This window comes from Chitinophaga pendula (assembly GCF_020386615.1).
GTDB lineage: Bacteria > Bacteroidota > Bacteroidia > Chitinophagales > Chitinophagaceae > Chitinophaga > Chitinophaga pendula.
On sequence record NZ_CP077769.1, the window covers coordinates 6,737,272 to 6,754,500 of the forward strand.

At 48.8% G+C, this 17,229-nt stretch carries 14 protein-coding genes; 5 read left to right on the forward strand and 9 right to left on the reverse strand.

Features of this window, described 5'->3' with window-relative positions; genetic code table 11:
- Nucleotides 1-628: 628 nt before the first annotated feature.
- On the reverse strand, nucleotides 629-2,770 hold the full coding sequence (locus tag KTO58_RS25325) for a S9 family peptidase (RefSeq protein ID WP_095836729.1): 2,142 nt from the start codon (nucleotides 2,768-2,770) through the stop codon (nucleotides 629-631).
- A 117-nt stretch (nucleotides 2,771-2,887) separates the two neighbouring features.
- The gene (lysS, locus tag KTO58_RS25330) at nucleotides 2,888-4,396 is read right to left on the reverse strand and encodes a lysine--tRNA ligase (protein WP_095836728.1); all 1,509 of its coding nucleotides are present in this window, start codon (nucleotides 4,394-4,396) and stop codon (nucleotides 2,888-2,890) included.
- Between the two features lie 197 nt (nucleotides 4,397-4,593).
- Between lysS and KTO58_RS25335 the strand changes: the two genes are divergently transcribed.
- Nucleotides 4,594-5,427 (forward strand): universal stress protein, encoded by an 834-nt coding sequence (locus KTO58_RS25335; RefSeq protein ID WP_095836727.1) that lies wholly within the window; start codon nucleotides 4,594-4,596, stop codon nucleotides 5,425-5,427.
- Nucleotides 5,428-5,481: 54 nt separating this feature from the next.
- The gene (locus KTO58_RS25340) at nucleotides 5,482-6,225 is read left to right on the forward strand and encodes a DUF4197 domain-containing protein (protein ID WP_095836726.1); all 744 of its coding nucleotides are present in this window, start codon (nucleotides 5,482-5,484) and stop codon (nucleotides 6,223-6,225) included.
- A gap of 68 nt (nucleotides 6,226-6,293) precedes the next feature.
- Here the strand turns inward: KTO58_RS25340 and KTO58_RS25345 are convergent, their stop codons facing one another.
- Together KTO58_RS25345 and KTO58_RS25350 are read right to left on the reverse strand one after the other, a co-directional pair.
- Entirely contained in the window at nucleotides 6,294-7,178 is an 885-nt protein-coding gene (locus tag KTO58_RS25345) for a flavin reductase family protein (protein WP_095836725.1), read from the reverse strand.
- A gap of 29 nt (nucleotides 7,179-7,207) precedes the next feature.
- On the reverse strand, nucleotides 7,208-8,218 hold the full coding sequence (locus tag KTO58_RS25350; RefSeq protein WP_095836724.1) for a fumarylacetoacetate hydrolase family protein: 1,011 nt from the start codon (nucleotides 8,216-8,218) through the stop codon (nucleotides 7,208-7,210).
- 138 nt (nucleotides 8,219-8,356) lie between these two features.
- Between KTO58_RS25350 and KTO58_RS25355 the strand changes: the two genes are divergently transcribed.
- The 3 genes from KTO58_RS25355 (at nucleotide 8,357) to KTO58_RS25365 (ending at nucleotide 12,896) form a co-directional block, all read left to right on the forward strand.
- Nucleotides 8,357-9,616, forward strand: coding sequence for a serine hydrolase (locus tag KTO58_RS25355; protein WP_095836723.1), 1,260 nt, complete (start codon nucleotides 8,357-8,359; stop codon nucleotides 9,614-9,616).
- A gap of 25 nt (nucleotides 9,617-9,641) precedes the next feature.
- Entirely contained in the window at nucleotides 9,642-12,143 is a 2,502-nt protein-coding gene (locus KTO58_RS25360; protein ID WP_095836722.1) for a bifunctional glycoside hydrolase family 9 protein/polysaccharide deacetylase, read from the forward strand.
- A gap of 81 nt (nucleotides 12,144-12,224) precedes the next feature.
- Nucleotides 12,225-12,896: a sterol desaturase family protein gene (locus tag KTO58_RS25365; protein ID WP_095836721.1), complete on the forward strand. Its 672-nt coding sequence runs from the start codon at nucleotides 12,225-12,227 to the stop codon at nucleotides 12,894-12,896.
- 56 nt (nucleotides 12,897-12,952) lie between these two features.
- Here KTO58_RS25365 and KTO58_RS25370 read toward each other — a convergent pair whose 3' ends face one another.
- The 5 genes from KTO58_RS25370 to KTO58_RS25390 form a co-directional block, all read right to left on the reverse strand.
- Nucleotides 12,953-13,285 carry a hypothetical protein gene (locus tag KTO58_RS25370; RefSeq protein ID WP_095836720.1) on the reverse strand — a complete coding sequence of 111 codons (333 nt, stop codon included), beginning with the start codon at nucleotides 13,283-13,285 and terminating at the stop codon, nucleotides 12,953-12,955.
- A gap of 1 nt (nucleotide 13,286) precedes the next feature.
- On the reverse strand, nucleotides 13,287-14,231 hold the full coding sequence (locus tag KTO58_RS25375; RefSeq protein ID WP_095836719.1) for a DUF6263 family protein: 945 nt from the start codon (nucleotides 14,229-14,231) through the stop codon (nucleotides 13,287-13,289).
- A 16-nt stretch (nucleotides 14,232-14,247) separates the two neighbouring features.
- Nucleotides 14,248-15,021, reverse strand: coding sequence for a TIGR02757 family protein (locus tag KTO58_RS25380; RefSeq protein WP_095836718.1), 774 nt, complete (start codon nucleotides 15,019-15,021; stop codon nucleotides 14,248-14,250).
- 219 nt (nucleotides 15,022-15,240) lie between these two features.
- Nucleotides 15,241-16,380, reverse strand: a complete 1,140-nt coding sequence (locus KTO58_RS25385) for a cystathionine gamma-synthase (RefSeq protein ID WP_095836717.1) — start codon at nucleotides 16,378-16,380, stop codon at nucleotides 15,241-15,243.
- 144 nt (nucleotides 16,381-16,524) lie between these two features.
- The gene (locus tag KTO58_RS25390; RefSeq protein ID WP_095836716.1) at nucleotides 16,525-17,136 is read right to left on the reverse strand and encodes a DUF2911 domain-containing protein; all 612 of its coding nucleotides are present in this window, start codon (nucleotides 17,134-17,136) and stop codon (nucleotides 16,525-16,527) included.
- Nucleotides 17,137-17,229: the final 93 nt, after the last annotated feature.

Genomic DNA, 17,229 nt, shown 5'->3' on the forward strand with positions numbered 1-17,229 from the left:
TTAACAAAGGAAAATAAACTGAATGCCTGCAAACCCTTCGCGCCAAATCTGCAGAAATATGCAGTAAATGTACGTATGGTTATACACGTATATATGTATGTGAAAACCTCAGTCAAAGGTTGGTACTCTTTAAGAATGACGGTTTTTAAATTGATAATCAATTGTTTACAATAAATGTTACCCCGTATACCGACACCGTGGTTTTACGGGACATTTCCCTACGTTCACCTTCCTTTTTGCTACGTTCCCGGACTAAAATATAGCGTTCACTAAAAGGGATAATGTCGTTTAGCAAAATAACTGCACCTTTGGTGTAGGTTTTTCAATAAAGATATGGTTAAAATTTTTCGGGGCTGTAGTCTTGCAGCCCCGTTTCTTTTCCCGACATCAGACGAACCACCAGACCATTACCATCGCAGTTTTGTTTATTCATATACTTTCTTAAAAAGGGCTTTACCTAAAGCCCTTTTTTATTTACCCCCCTCCATTATATATGATCTGCCACTCCTCGCTATATCTCTCGTCCACCTCTTGTATAGCTTAGGCGTATCATTCGTATACCTAAAGTCCTTATAAACAAGAGGCTGACCGTTGACGGCCAGCCTCTACTTATAAATCGATAAAGTCACTATTGGTTCTCAAATGCCTTCGGGAAAGGTTTCTCCAGCAAGTGCTGGTAGTAGAAACGGAAAGATTCATCCCGGCTGTGGATGCCTTTAGCACCTCCCCAGCCATGACGTACCCCCGGATATATCATCAGCTCGAAATGTTTATTCATATTCTCCAGCGTATCCATCAACTGATAACTATGTTGCAGGTGAACATTATCGTCCATAGTCCCATGTACGATACGTAGCAGGCCCTTGTATTTGTTCGCATAAGTCATTACAGAAGTCTCTTTATAACCTGCCGGGTTCTCTTGCGGAGTATCCATAAAGCGCTCTGTATAATGGCTATCGTATAACTGCCAGTCGGTTACTGAGTAATTGGCGATCCCGTAAGGGAACACATCAGCACCATATGTCAGGGCCATGCAGGTCATGTATCCGCCAAAGCTGCCGCCGGTGATACATATCTTGGCTGGATCAGCCCAGGGCTGCTGACCAATCCATTTGGCAGCATCCATAAAATCTTCTATTTCATAAATACCCATCCGCCGGTGGATATAGTTCATACCGGTTTTACCCAGATGGCCGGAGCTGCGGTTGTCTACTGATACCAGGATCAGGCCTTCCTGTGCCCACCATTGCTGGCTGGCATTATAGGTCCAGGTGTCAAATACACGACCCGCATTGGGGCCCCCATACATACTGATAAGTACGGGATATTTTTTACCTGGCTCCAGCTGTAAAGGCAGGGAAATGGTTATAGGCAGTTCCAGCCCGTCTCTTGTTTTATAGGTCTGCAATTTGGTACGGGCCAGGTTGTAGATATCAAACTGGGTGCCCTTTGCATCCCCCAGCTCGCGGATCACCTTGCCTTTGGTGTTCAGAAGCGCGATGCGGGTAGGTGTCTGTAAGTTAGAATAGGTGGTAAGGAAGTACTTATTGCCAGGGCTCAGTTTGATCGCATGGGAATAATTACCACTGGTCAGACGGGTAATAGCGCCTGTTTTCAAACTTACCTGGTAAAGGTCCAGCCGGGTAGATGCCTCTTTCCGGGCAGTGAAATATACCAGCTGTGCCTTCTCATCGATGCTCAACACTTCTTTTACCCCCCAGTTGCCGGAAGTCAGCTGCTTTTTAAGGGAGCCGTCAGCATTGTGAACATACAGGTGAGACCAGCCACTCTTATCGGTCTGGATCAGGAAGCCTTTGCCATTATCAAGAAACGGAATATTGTCCAGCCATTCTACCCAGGTCTTCTGGTATTCGCTATATACCTCTTTTTTATTGCCGTCGGCAGGGCTTACGGCGTAGATCTTCAGGCTATCTTGTCCGCGGTTCATCCACTGTACCCACAGCTGTTTGCTGTCGGGTGTCCAGTATGGCGTACCGAAATACTGGTCTTTTTTGGCGTCAAAGTCAGCCCAGGTAGTAGCACCACCCACTACAGGTACAATGCCCATGCGTACTTCCGGGTTACGATCCCCTGCTTTGGGATAACGTGTTTTCTCGGTAAAGCCGTGTTGACCCTTTTCACTGTAGATGGGGAACATAGGCACCTGACTGTCGTCAAAATGCATATAGGCAATATGTTTGCTGTCCGGGCTCCACCAGAATGCACGGTACTTGGACGGGCGTCCCAGTATCTCCTCATAATACACCCAGGATGCCCAGCCATTGTATACCACATCACTACCGTCGGTAGTGTAGCGGGTTTCTTTTTTAGTAGCCAGCTCTACACTGTAAAGATCATTACCCCGCGTAAATGCCACATACTTGCCGTCAGGTGATAAGGTAGCGTTCTGTTCTTCTATTGTATCCTGCGTAAGCCGGATCTCGCTGTTGCCGGGAGTGCTGTAGAATACATCGTTGTCATGTGTCGTAATGGTAATAGGTGGTTGGGCCGGTGCATAAGGAGCCGCCTTCCCGGTTTGTACATCGATGCTCCAGCTTTTGCTCTCCTTGCCCTCCGTACGGACTTCGATATAATGTTCTGCATCCTCCCAGCCTTTGATTACTGGCAATGCCTTCGTGATCCCCGGATCGGATTTGCCAAATGTCTGCTCAAAGGTCAGGGTCTTTTTCTCCTGGGCAGATACTGCGCCGCTGCCTGCCAGTAATGCCACGCCCGTCAGCCAGGCAGGTAGTAGGTAATGTTTACTCATAAAGTCGTTTTAACCGGACAGATTTTGTTGATGTATAGCCTAAAAACCAAAGGTAGCTAACAGCGGGAAAATTATATCCCATCTGTTAACTACCTCTGTATTTTTTATATGAGCGGTTTATTTCTCAGGTCTCATCTGAGGGAAGAACAGCACATCCTGTATAGAAGGCTGGTTCGTCATCATCATGGTCAGGCGGTCAATACCGATGCCAATACCGGATGTCGGCGGCATACCATATTCCAGTGCACGTAAGAAGTCATAGTCGATAAACATCGCTTCGTCATCCCCACGCTCCATCAGTTTCACCTGCTCCTCAAAACGCTCCCGCTGATCGATCGGATCATTCAGCTCCGTATAAGCATTGGCGATCTCTTTACCGTTGACCATCAACTCAAAGCGTTCTACCAGCCCCGCTTTGCTGCGGTGTTTCTTGGTCAGCGGGCTCATCTCGATCGGATAATCGGTGATAAAGGTCGGCTGTATATAATGCCCTTCACATTGCTCGCCGAATATTTCGTCTACCAACTTGCCTTTGCCGACGTTGGCCTCCACATGTATGTTGAGTTGCTTGCACACATCACGCAGCTGTGCTTCATCCATACCGGAAATGTCAATGCCTGTATGCTCTTTGATCGCATCGTACATCGTCACCCGCTTGAAGGGCGCTTTGAAACTGATCGTATTTTCTCCTACCTGTACATCGGTACCACCGTGTAAGGCAATAGCTACCTTTTCCAGTAAACTTTCCGTTGTACGCATCATCCACTCATAGTCCTTGTAGGCGACGTACATCTCCATCACGGTGAATTCCGGATTGTGCGTACGGTCCATACCCTCGTTACGGAAGTCTTTGGCGAACTCATACACGCCATCAAAGCCTCCTACTATCAGGCGTTTCAGGTACAACTCATTGGCAATACGCAGGTACAAAGGAATATCCAAGGCATTATGGTGCGTCACAAACGGACGTGCAGTTGCACCACCAGGTATCGCCTGAAGAATAGGGGTCTCTACCTCCAGGAATCCCAGGTTGTTATAAAAATCACGGATCGTCTGCATAATGCGTGTACGCTTCATAAACACATCCTTCACATCCGGGTTGATGATGAGGTCCGCATACCGCTGGCGGTATTTGAACTCAGGATCTATCACCGCATCAAAAGTCTCTCCCTCTTTCTCTTTCACCACCGGCAACGGACGCAGTGACTTGGATAATATTGTAATCTCCTTTGCATGAATGGAGGTCTCGCCCGTCTTCGTAACAAATGCATAACCCTTCACCCCGATAATATCTCCCAGGTCAATCAGCTTCTTCCATACAATATCGTACAGGGTCTTATCCTCTCCCGGACAGATATCATCGCGGCGAACATACACCTGTATACGCCCCGCCTTATCCTGTATCTTCGCAAAGGCGGCCTTACCCATGTCGCGGTTCGCCATGATCCTGCCAGCCAGGCATACCTCCTGGAATTGCTCCTTGGTCTCCTCTGAATAGTTCGTTAAAATATTCAGCGAAGTGTCATTCACCGGATATTCCGCCGCAGGATAAGGGTCTATCCCCAGTTTGTGTAGTTCCTGCAGTTTCTCCCGGCGTATAATCTCCTGTTCAGATAATTGTGTCATGTATTACTTGTTACTAATAAAGTCCAAATGGAGTGCAAAAATAGCTGATTTTTATTAAGTAAGGACCTGTATTACAGCAGCACTGCTACCTGAGGGTTTCTTGGCATTAAATTTTCTTATCTACTATCTATAACTCATTGCTTTCTGATGTATAATACTAACTTTATATATATGGAGGCAAGCTAAATGATAACCATATGAAGACGATCATCGTTCCTACAGACTTTTCAGATACCGCTTATAATGCCGCCCGCTACGCCATCGGCCTCGCCGGTCAAATGGGTACCGCCCGCATCTTGCTCTATCATGCCTACGAACTGATCGTGCCCATCCCGGACATGCCCACCACTCTCCCCGTTGTTAACGTGGAAGAGCTGAAAGCAGGCAGCCTCGAAGGATTAGAGCGCATGACAAAAGAATTAACGCCTTCATTATCCGCTGGTATCACCCTGGAATACAGGGCAGAAAATACCCTGCTCGCCGCCAATATAGAACAGGCTTGTGAATCCGAACAGGCAGAAATCATCGTCATGGGTATCACCGGCGGTAGCCAGCTGGAAGAAATATTGATCGGTTCCAATACCATCGATGTTGTGAAAAACACCAGCCGGCCCGTTATCATCGTTCCTGGCGATGCCTCCTTCAAACCGATCCGTAAAATAGTGTTCGCCTGCGATCTTAAAAAAATAGGCGAAACAACACCCATCGCACCACTGAAAAAATTACTGGCCACCTTCGGGGCCGAACTGCATGTCCTGAATATCGACCACGATAATAAGCACTTCACCTCCGAAACACCACTAGAAGCTACTACCCTCAACCAGCTGCTGGAAGGATATCAGCCTAAATATCATTTCGTCGATCATACCAATGTCGTACAGGGCATCACCGAATTCGCTGAAAGAGAAAATGCCGACCTGATCCTGACCATCCCTAAAAAACATGGTCTGTTCGAAAGTATCTTCAAGCGTAGTAAAACTTCCCAGCTGGCCTTCCATACCCACATCCCTCTGTTGGCCATTCACGAATAGCCACTGCAGGGCTGTCACATTTTATATCTATCTTTAAAATACAACCACAACATTATGATGAAGAAGTTATTACTGTTATCACTGGGCGTTTTCGTGTTGCAGAGCAGCCAGGCGCAGCTGTTAGATAAGTTGAACAAAGCATTGAATAAAGGCACGGCGCAATCGGGTAATGGTACTACCGGCGCTGGTGTTACAGAGTCAGAAGCAGGATCAGGTATCAAAGAAGCGCTGGCTAAAGGTGTCAATGCAGGTATCGCTGCGTTAAGCAAAAAAGATGGCTTTTTCGGTAATGAAGCCTACAAACTGTTGCTGCCACCAGATGCCGTGAAGATTGGTAATACCCTCCGTAGCGTAGGCCTCGGCAGCCAGGTTGACCAGGCTATCCTGCAGATCAACCGCGCAGCAGAAAAAGCCGTAGGATTCGCCGGCCCCATCTTCGCTGATGCTATCAAACAAATGACTATCACAGATGCATTGAACCTAGTCAGAGGTGGTAATAACTCCGTGACAGAATTCTTCAAAAGCAAAACGACGGATAAACTCAAAAATGCATTTTCTCCGGTAGTGAAAGGCTCACTGGATAGTACCAGCGCCACCAAATACTATGGCGATATCGTCAATACCTATAATAAGCTGCCTACCACCTTCAAAAAAGCCAATCCTGACTTGCAGGATTACGTAACCGGTATGGCTGTAAATGCCTTGTTCGATCAGATCGGTAAGGAAGAAGCCAACATCCGCGCCAATCCCGCCGCCAGAACAACAGAAATACTGCAGAAAGTATTTGGTAAAAAATAAGGAATACGCATATACAAAAAGTCCTGCCTGGTTATATCAGGCAGGACTTTTTGTATATGGTGATAAGATCAAACGGCAGCAGACAACAGCACCTGCCAGGCAGCTTGTACGTGCCCCTGTTCCAGCAGTTTTTGCGCATACCGGTGTAGCTCTTTCTCCATCTCATCCGGTGTCACACTGTAATACTGCACGATCTGTTTGAGATGATCGTCATGGTAAGCAGGGTCGATGGCCGGCAACTCGTGTACATTGCCCAGCATCCCCAGGTTATTGCCGGTCAGTACATGGCTCTGCCGGATAGAGGAAGGCAGTGCATCTACGCCGATGCCCAGCTGCGTATTGGGTTTAGGTACTTCGAATACTGCACTGCCGGAGGCACGGCAGTAATAGTCGGCCCCCATACGGGCTACCAGGTCTATTTTATGAGGATCTATCTGTCCTTTTTCGTTGAGGATGTCATCGTTGATATGCACCAGCACAGGCTCGCAAATCACGAGGTTGCCGGCGCCGCCCTCCTGTCCGGTTTCGATAACATCACGTACGCTACATTCCAGTTGTACCGGGCTTTCCTTTACGCGGAATGGCCGTACTTTTTCTGATGCGATCGGCGTGAACCCGGCTTTCTCAAATTCACTCACACCAGCCGGATACTCACAGCTGGCCAGGGAGGTCTGCTGCACCATGGCATAAGTTACCACGTTGATCACCACTTCCCGGGTAGCATGGATGTTTTCCAGCGTATGTTTGACTGTATTGTCACGCACCCTGCGTGAGGGCGAAAAGATAAGGGTAGGCGGCTTGCTACCAAAGATATTGAAGAAGCTGAAAGGAGACAGGTTAGGCAGTCCTTCACGATTTACCGTACTGGCAAAACAGATAGGCCTCGGAGCTACAGCACTCAACAGGTAAGCGTGCAGCTCGCTGGTCTTAACCGCTCCGGGTGTTATTTGCATGATATCAGGTTAAAGCTTGAAGGAATGGCCTATTTCTTTTTAAGTGCCAGAATGGAAAAATCACTTTCTTCTTCGATGATGGTATTTTGCAGGCTGCCCAATCCGGCTACCTCCAATTCCATTACATCGCCTGGCTGCAGCCATTGCTCCTGGTAGTTGGGGTCATTACGTTTGCCCGTGCCGTTCAGCTCCAGGAAACAACCGGTACCCACCGTACCGCTGCCGATCACATCGCCTGGAAGGATGTTGACACCATAAGAACAACGCTCAATGATCTCCGCAAATGTCCAGTCCATATCTCCCATACTGCCCTCGCTCACCTGCACACCGTTGATACGGCAGGTCATCTTCAGGTCGTAAGCATTACCGGTATGTCCTGGTTTAGCCGGTACCTTAAAGGCTTCCAGCTCATCAGGCGTTACCAGCATAGGGCCGATCACCGTACTGAAATCCTTGCCTTTCGCAGGGCCCAGGTTCAGCTTCATCTCCTCCATCTGCAACGTACGGGCACTCATATCATTCATGATCATATATCCGCCAATATACTCATCCGCCTCTGCAGCAGGAATGTTACGCCCCGGACGACAAACAACCACCGCTACCTCCAGCTCAAAATCCAACTTGTCAAAGTGATCCGGCATACACAGTATATTTCCCGGACCTTGTATAGCATTGTGGTTCGTGAAATAAAAGATCGGATATTCGTCAAACTCCGGGATCATATCCAGCCCCCGGTTTTTGCGCGCAGAAGCCACATGCTGACGGAAAGCATACCCGTCACGGCAAGAGGTAGGAAAAGGTACAGGCGCCAGTATCTCCACAGACTCATATGGAATACCGGTCGCAGAACTGGTCTTCTTACCGGCCTTCAGATCCGCATCCGCATGCATGGCAATATCGATCACCTCATCCCACATCAACAGGAACATTTGCATGTTGTTGGGCAATTGAGGATGTAAGTCCTGTGTGTTATACAACAGACCGTCTACCAATATGGCCAGCTGGTCTGCTTCTTCTCTTAAATAAGTAACAAGTTTCATAATAAGTTTAGGTTCCGGGTGTATGAATGACCAAATATAATAATTAACGCTAAGTGTGCCCCATGCAGCAGAATATTTGCAGTACGCGCGTTTTTATTCTTTATTTTTAAGGAATAGCTGCCAAAATAATCCCGCGTTATGCGTACATGCCTCCTTGTTGTGTACTGGTGCTGCTGCATGCAAATAGGTATTGCCCAGTCTCACACCGATCATTTCCTGGATAGTCTGATCCGCACCCACGCCGATCAGCAACTGCAACATATCCTCCAATACCCGGACTCCTTTCGCTACCAGCTGATCTATACCCGCATTGACCGTGATAAACACAACCGCCCGCACTTCCGGCACTACTACCTTAACGTCAACTCCGCCACGTATTTTAACCCTGCCTCCACCGTCAAAATGCCGGTCGCTTTCCTCGCCCTGGAAAAACTCAACGACCTCCATATACCGGGTCTCGATAAACAAACCGTCATGCTCACCGACAGCGCCTACAGCGGGCAAGTCACCGTACATCAGGATACCACCGCTCAAAATAGAAAACCCTCCATCGCACAATATATCCGCCAGGTCTTCCTCGTCAGCGAAAACGACGCATACAACCGGCTCTATGAGTTCATCGGCCAGCAAACTCTACACGAAAAGTTATGGCAGAAAGGATACCCCGATGTCCGCATCGTACGCCGCTTTATGCCGCTATCCGAAGAAGAGAACAGACATACCAATCCCATACGTTTTGTAACAGCAGATGGACAGCTGATCTATCGGCAACCTGCTGCAGCCAGTACGCTGCAATACGACTTCAGCCATTCCGTATGGATAGGGCATGCCTACCTCGATAAACACGATCAGCTCATCGCTTCTCCCATGGATTTCACCCGGCATAATAATGTCTCCCTGATCGACCTCCAACGGATGCTGCAATCCGTACTTTTCCCAGCTTCCGTACCTCCTGCGCAACGGTTCCACCTCACACCGGCAGACTACCGTTTTCTGTATCAGTACATGTCAGAATATCCGTCCGAAAGCATTCATCCCCGTTATGATACAACCGAATATTTTGATAGCTACACCAAGTTTTTTCTCTTCAAAGCAGGAAAAAGTAAAGTTCCGCCAAACATCCGCGTGTTCAACAAAACAGGCTGGTCGTATGGCTTCCTGACAGATGTAGCATATATCGTAGATTTTGAACACCAGGTAGAATTTATGCTCACCGGTACCATATATGTCAACAGTGATGGCGTATTAAACGATAACAAGTACGAATACGAGGAACAGGGATATCCGTTCTTCAAAAAGGTAGGAGACATCATTTATGCCTACGAACGGCAACGCTCCCGCCTGTTTAAACCCAACCTGGATACTTTCAGATTACAGTATGATCAACCAGCGGAATAACCGCGTCAACCATAGACCATAGCTTATGCGAACATGCTATTGCCTGCTCCTGCTAGCAGTGTTGTATACATTTCCGTTGCAGGCACAGTCGCCACCCATCGATGCCTGGATCAGGATCAACCAGCTCGGCTACACACCACAGGGGATAAAGGTGGCCGTCTTGGGCACAAAAAGCGCTTTACAGGTCCGGCGGTTCTCCCTGCATGACGCCGCCACCGGCCGGAAAGTCTGGCAAGGCTCACCTACCAGCGATTTCGGCGCTTACGGCCCGTTTACGCATACCTGGCGTTTGCCTTTCACCAGCTACATACAGCCGGGCCGTTATTACCTGGAAGCAGCTGGTGTCCGTTCACCGGCTTTTCGTATAGATGCCGGTGTATACAAAGGAACGGCCGATTACTGCCTGCAATATATGCGGCAGCAACGCTGCGGATACAACCCCTTTCTGCGCGATTCCTGTCATATGCAGGATGGGTGCTCCATCTACGGCCCCTTGCCGGATGGCACCCGGATAGACGCCACCGGTGGCTGGCACGATGCGACGGACTATCTTCAGTATGTTACCACCTCCGCCAATACAACTTTCCTCCTGCTGTCTGCCTACCGCGACTTCCGCTCTGTATTTACAGACCGTTTTGCAGCCAATGGACTGCCTGGTGCTAATGGTACCGCTGATATGCTGGACGAAGCCCGCTGGGGGCTGGAATGGTTGCTGAAAATGAATCCGGCAGACACTCTGATGTACAACCAGATCGCCGATGACCGTGATCATAGCGGCCTGCGCCTGCCCAATGAAGATACTGTCAGTTATGGCTACGGGCACGCCCGCCCGGTGTATTTTGCCTTGCCTGCACCGCAAGGACTAAAGCAACATAAGAACAGGTCTACCGGCCTCGCATCTACGGCAGGCAAATTCGCCAGCGCTTTTGCCCTGGGTAGCCTCCTGTATCAAACACAAGACACGGGCTTGTCAGCACGACTGGCCGCTAAAGCCAAAGCCGCCTATCGGCGAGGGCTTGCTTACCCGGGTGTATGCCAGACCGCCCCCTGCCGCGCCCCTTATTTCTATGAAGAAGATAACTGGAAAGACGATATGGAATTGGCTGCCGCCGCATTGCATGCTGTCAGCAGTAACAACGTATATGCCACTGCTGCCATACAATTTGCACGGGAAGAACCGCTTACCCCCTGGATGGGCGCCGATACCGCGCGTCACTATCAGTGGTATCCTTTTCACAATATCGGGCACTATGAGCTGGCCTTGCAGCAATTGCATAAGCAGGAACTAATGGGGTACTATCGCCAGGCTATAAAGAAAGTATGGGATAAAGCCCGACATAATGCATTCTACCGCGGTATCCCCTTTATCTGGTGCTCTAATAACCTCACCACCGCTTTTGCTATCCAGTGCAACCGCTATCGTTCTCTCACCGGTGATACTGGCTTTAACGAGCTGGAACAGGCTTGTATCGACTGGCTGCTCGGCTGCAATCCCTGGGGTACCACCATGGTGGTAGACCTCCCACACAATGGAGATACGCCGGCCGATCCGCATAGTGCCCTAAGCGCCTTACGCCAATACAGCATCGCCGGTGGCCTGGTCGATGGGCCGGTGTATGGTAGCATCTATCGTAACCTGTTAGGGATCAAATTGCTGCAGCCAGATGAATATGCCGGCTTTCAGTCCCCCCTGGCGGTATATCACGATGACTTTGGAGACTATTCCACCAACGAACCTACGCTGGATGGCACCGCCAGCCTGATATACCTGCTGGCCGCACTGGAGAGCGAACAAACCGTTGAGACAGACCGGACAACAGTGGACCATGGTGCCATCGTTCGCGGGGATACCTGCCGGAAAAAGCTCGCCCTGGTCTTCACGGCAGATGAACAAACAGATGGCGCTGGCTACATCCGTAACACCTTGCGCCGCCTGAAAGTGAAAGCCTCCTTCTTTTTTACCGGCAGAACATACCGGCAATCAGCCTTCGCCTCCCATGTACGCCACCTGCTCAGCGATGGACACTACCTCGGGCCGCACTCCGATCAGCACCTGCTGTATTGCGACTGGCAACAACGGGATAGCCTGCTCATCACCCGACAACAATTCGATACCGACCTCCGGGCTTGCCAGGATGTCATGCACAGGTTGGGTATCCCTCCGCCAGGATATTTTCTACCTCCTTACGAATGGCATAACGACACAATCGCCGCCTGGACCCGCGCCAGTGGCTTACAGTTGGTAAATCAAACCGCCCGTATAGGCAGTGCAGCCGACTATACCTGGCCCGAAATGGGAGCTCGGTACAAAAGTTGTGATACAATAATGGAGCGCATTCAACGATACGAAAGGTCATCTGCCGCCGGCCTGAATGGCGCCATCCTGTTACTGCATCTTGGAACAGATCCGCGTCGCTCAGACAAGTGTTATCACAAACTGGAATACCTGATTGGATACCTCCGGCAGGCAGGCTATGAACTAGTTACAATACCACAATTACTGAACGGCAGGGAAAGCACGGATTAAGTAACCGATTATTCAGCATACAGGACAGTTGGATGTGTTGCAATTATTTTTTACTGTAATTTTGCGGAAAACCGGGAAGTCATGAAGTTCGATAAGATTAAGAATAAAGGACAGGCGAGGTTGTTTGAAAGTCAGTACCTGGAAATGCTCACGAAGACCCACCCGCTTGTAATATGGGGCATGTATATACCAATTATCGGTTATATGCTCTACTACAGCCACGATACATTAGGCTTTGATATCAGCACCGTAGCAATGGTATTCTTTGGCGCCATGTTGTTCTGGTCTTTCTTTGAATACATTATGCACCGTTTCATGTTTCACTTCGCCAGTGATAGCCCCAGGGTGCAACGTTTCATTTATGTCATGCATGGTAACCACCACGAATATCCAAGGGATAAACAACGGCTCTTCATGCCGCCAGTTCCCAGCCTGATACTCGCCTCCGTTATCTTCGCAGCGCAATACCTGTTCCTGCGTAAAGTGACCTTTATGTTTTTCCCCGGCTTCATCCTGGGATATCTCATATATGGTAGCATGCACTATGCCATCCACGCCTGGAACCCTCCCTTCAAATTTATGAAAGCCCTCTGGCGCAATCACCATCTCCATCACTATAAAAGTGAGGACAAAGGCTTTGGAGTAAGTTCCGCCGTCTGGGATAGAGTGTTTGGCACCTTCTTCGATCTGGAAAAGGAAAAAGAAGATAAAGAGAAGGTCAAAGAACTGATGTTCGAAAAAGCCGCCAGGTAAACTGGCCCCCCCAATAAACATTAAAAAGGAGAAGCACACGCTTCTCCTTTTTAATGTTACCATTTCTCTTCTCCATCATCAGGAGGTGGCGCCTGGTAGGCACGCCGGGACGTTATCTTCTGCACCTGCCGGTGGATGATCAACGCCGCGATCTGCCGGTATCCTGCCGGATCATCCGCCAGTGCCTGCTGCACCTGCCGCTCTGATACATCAATGCGGTATAGCAGATAGATGAACTGCTGAATATCTTTGTTGATCAGTTGCTCTACCTGATGGGCAAGTAAAGCCTCCAGCTCTTTATAACTCAGCCGCGGTGGAATGCGGAGGGATAAAGTCTCACCGATTACAACCGCTGCTTCTTCCAGGTAGATAGCTGGTGTATCCGTCATATTATTTCATTTGTTTGATCTTGTAAGAAGCGTTGGAAATGATCTTTACAGGCACCTTGATGTCTTTTTTGATCTTTTTAGCTTTGTTAGCTTTATAGGTGTAATTGCCACTCATCTCCGTATTCTGTACACAGATGCCGGGTAGCCCGCTGCTCCTCGTGATCAGGTAGTTACTCTGCAGGTCCCCGGAGATCTCCGCAGTGGCAACGATGCCGTCTTCCATCGTGAATTGCTCTACCTTGTCCGTCATGATCTTACCGGTACCTCCTACTTTCGCGGTCTGACTGTCCGACGTCTGCAGGTTCCAGTACAGGTCTATCCGGCCTACCAACCCCGTACGCAATGGCACGCTCTCCTCCCACTGAGTACCCATTTTAATGCCGTGCATAGGGTAGATGACCAGCAGCTGCTCCAGCCAGGAACGGAACGCATTGGTACCGAATTGATCCGACATCAGCTTCTTATACGCATCCTGCTCCTCTTTCTTCAAGGTCGCAAAGGCAGTAGTAGCCGCCCGCTCCAGCAACTGGTCCAGGCCTTCTATCTTATTGATAATACCCGTATGTTGTATCTCTACCGTAAACGGCTGATCCAGTATGCTCTTCAGGCCAGCCTGAAAAGGCTCCTTGTCATTGGCTATTTTAGCGTCGACGAAGATGTTCTGGTTCTTGGCGTTAAAGTTGAACTTAAGCTCCTTGTATCGGAAGCTAAGCAATGTAGTACCCGGCTTTTCATCGGCTACGGTGATCTCTATCGTGTTATTATAATCCCTGGTAGTGCGCTGTACGATCTCATTTACTGTCATATAGGTCTCACTGCGACTTTCCTGTTTCAGCTCAAACACCTCTCCCTGCTTAAAATGATATTCCAGCTCTACAAACTGCTGGGCACTGGCAGGTAAGGCGATCATCGTGGCCACCGCTATCCATCCAAAGATTTTTTTCATCAGCTTCTATTTATGATCAAACATATTTTTCTATCACCCCTAACCCGAACAAGGCAAAGTCATACTTGGCCGGGTCTGCAGGATCCATGGTTCGCAATTGCGCCGTAAGCGCCAACGCAGTCCGCCAATCTGCCTTCGCTTCGTTGATAAGCCCCAGCCGGGTAGCTACCCTCGATACATGCACATCTACCGGACATATCAGCTGTGAAGGCAAAATGTGCTTCCATAGCCCAAAATCCACGCCATTTTCATCTTCCCTCACCATCCATCGTAAGTACATGTTCAGCCGCTTGCAAGCCGAATTTTTAGCAGGCGTCGAAATATGTTTACGCGTACGCTCCGGGTGCTCCATGGCAAAAAAGATCTTGTGAAACCCCAGCAATGCCTTCTCCACCGTCTGGTCAGCCTTGGTGATGTGCCCGCTGAACGCGAACTCCAATGATGTTACATTGGTATAATAATGCTGTAAGAACTCTACAAAATACAATAGGTCTATCCCATTAAAAGTACGGTGAGAAAAATGCATCAGCTTCATCCGCTCCCGCGGCTGATGATGACGGATATACTCATATGGGCTGTTATCCATCAATTGTAACAGCTCCGTACATTTTTTGATAATGGTCGTTCGATTACCCCAGGCAAGTATAGCAGCAAATAACCCGGCGATCTCGATATCCTGTAATAGAGAAAACCGGTGTGGTATACATATCGGATCGTTGTCGACAAAAGCAGGATCATCATAGTACGCAGCCTTGGCGTCCAGGAATGCTTTAAGCTGTTGGAATTTCATAGTTAGGCCATCAGGAATGTGGAATACGATCACAGGTTGCAAGCGTAGGTACTTGTGTCTTTTTGTTCACCTAACAATCTGTCACCGATATCCGGTATGGTTAAATAATTATTACTGGTCCCCCGTCCCCTTGTATGATATAGTACATACAAGGGGACGGCAGACAAACTTAATGCTGCTAATCGACATGCGCAACAGGGCGCTCAACATTTAATATATCTATCCGATTGCCTGCTGCAGATCCGCTATTAGATCTCCAGCGTCCTCTATCCCTACACTCAAACGTATCAACGAATCCGCCAATCCATTGGCCAGTCGCTCCTCACGGGGAATGGAAGCATGCGTCATACTGGCCGGATGACCAATCAGCGACTCTACCCCTCCCAATGATTCTGCTAAAGAGAACAAATGTGTCCCGCTTAATACTTTGTTAGCCGCCTCCAGGCTATCATCTTTCAGCGTAAACGACATCATACCGCCGAAGTCACGCATCTGGCTTTTTGCAATATCATGATTCGCATGATCTTCAAAACCACACCAATACACGCTGTCCACCTTTGGATGGTCTCTCAGAAACCGCGCAATTACCGCGCCGTTTTCAGAATGCCGCTGCATACGCACGTGCAACGTCTTCAATCCGCGCAATACCAGGAAACAATCCTGCGGTCCAGGAACCGCACCACAGCTGTTCTGGATGAAATACAACTGCTGCGCCAGCGAGTCGTCTTTCACAATCACCGCCCCGTGTACGACATCACTATGTCCTCCCAGGTACTTGGTGGCAGAGTGTACCACAATGTCCGCACCCAAATCCAACGGATTCTGTAAGTACGGAGATGCAAACGTATTGTCCACACACAAAAGGATATTATGCTTTTTCGCAATCTGTGCACAGCCCGCAATGTCAATAATGTTCATCAAGGGGTTGGTCGGTGTTTCCACCCAGATCAGCTTCGTTTGAGGCGTAATATGCTGCGTGATGCTCTGTACATCCCGCATCCCTATAAATTTAAATTTGATACCATAACGCTCAAATACCTTGGTAAAGATGCGATAGGTACCACCGTAAAGATCATTGCTAGCAATCACCTCATCACCGGGCAACAACAGCTTCATAACAGCATCTGTTGCTGCCAGTCCGCTGCCGAAACTAATACCTGCCGTACCATTCTCAATGGCTGCCAGCGCATTCTGTAAAGCATCGCGGGTAGGGTTTTGTGTACGGGCATATTCATATCCCTTATGTTGACCTGGTGCACGCTGCACATAGGTAGATGTCTGGAATATTGGCGTCATGATCGCGCCAGTCGAGGGGTCGGGTGCTACACCTGCGTGTATGAGTTTAGTACCTAGCTTCATTCCTGCTATGTTTTTGTTGTTTCCAAAGATACCGATATATGTACTATGGCCAAATTACCATTCATCCATCACTGTTACCACCCCTATACATAAAAAAAGTCCCGCACTTCAGTGCGAGACTCTCTGAATATCTTATAGTTATATCTATTTCTTTTTGCCGGCAGCAATAGGTTTGGCATCCGTCCACTTGATCGGCAAGCTCACATTTACCTTGTCCCAGGCCATGATCAGGTTGGCGCCCGCCTCTGCTTTCTCAAAAGCCATGGTAAATGCTTCCAGCGCCGTATCCTGCGTATTCACAGGCAGGTCGGTACGCAGGATATCCTTGCTCTGATCGTACTTGTAAGCACCCCAGATATCCGTATCACGGTTCAGGATGACCGTCCATTTTGACTCCGTAGGGATTGCATACAGCGTATATCTTCCCTTCGGTATGCTCTTACCTGCGATAGTCACCGGTCTGAAAAACTCGATCTCCGTAGCCTCGTTAGCACCCAGGCGCCAGATCTTACCGTATTCCTCCAGCTCACCAAAGATCGCTCTGCCCTTCTTCTGCGGACGACTATATACCACACGTGCTACCAGCGTACCCGGCTCTCCCTTCACTTTTACTACATACGGATACATCGGCGGGTAATAACACATATCCATCGGACTCGCATCCAGTGGCGGTAGCTTTTTATCCTGGGCAATGGCCGCTACATTACCCGCTCCCAGAAACGCGATCACTAACGCGAAAATTAATACTGGCTTCATTGTAGGCTGTACTTTTTTAATTATATGAGGATTAATTGAAGCCTCAAACCTACAAGTTTTTACCAACATCCTCAAAAAAGACAACGTTGTTGC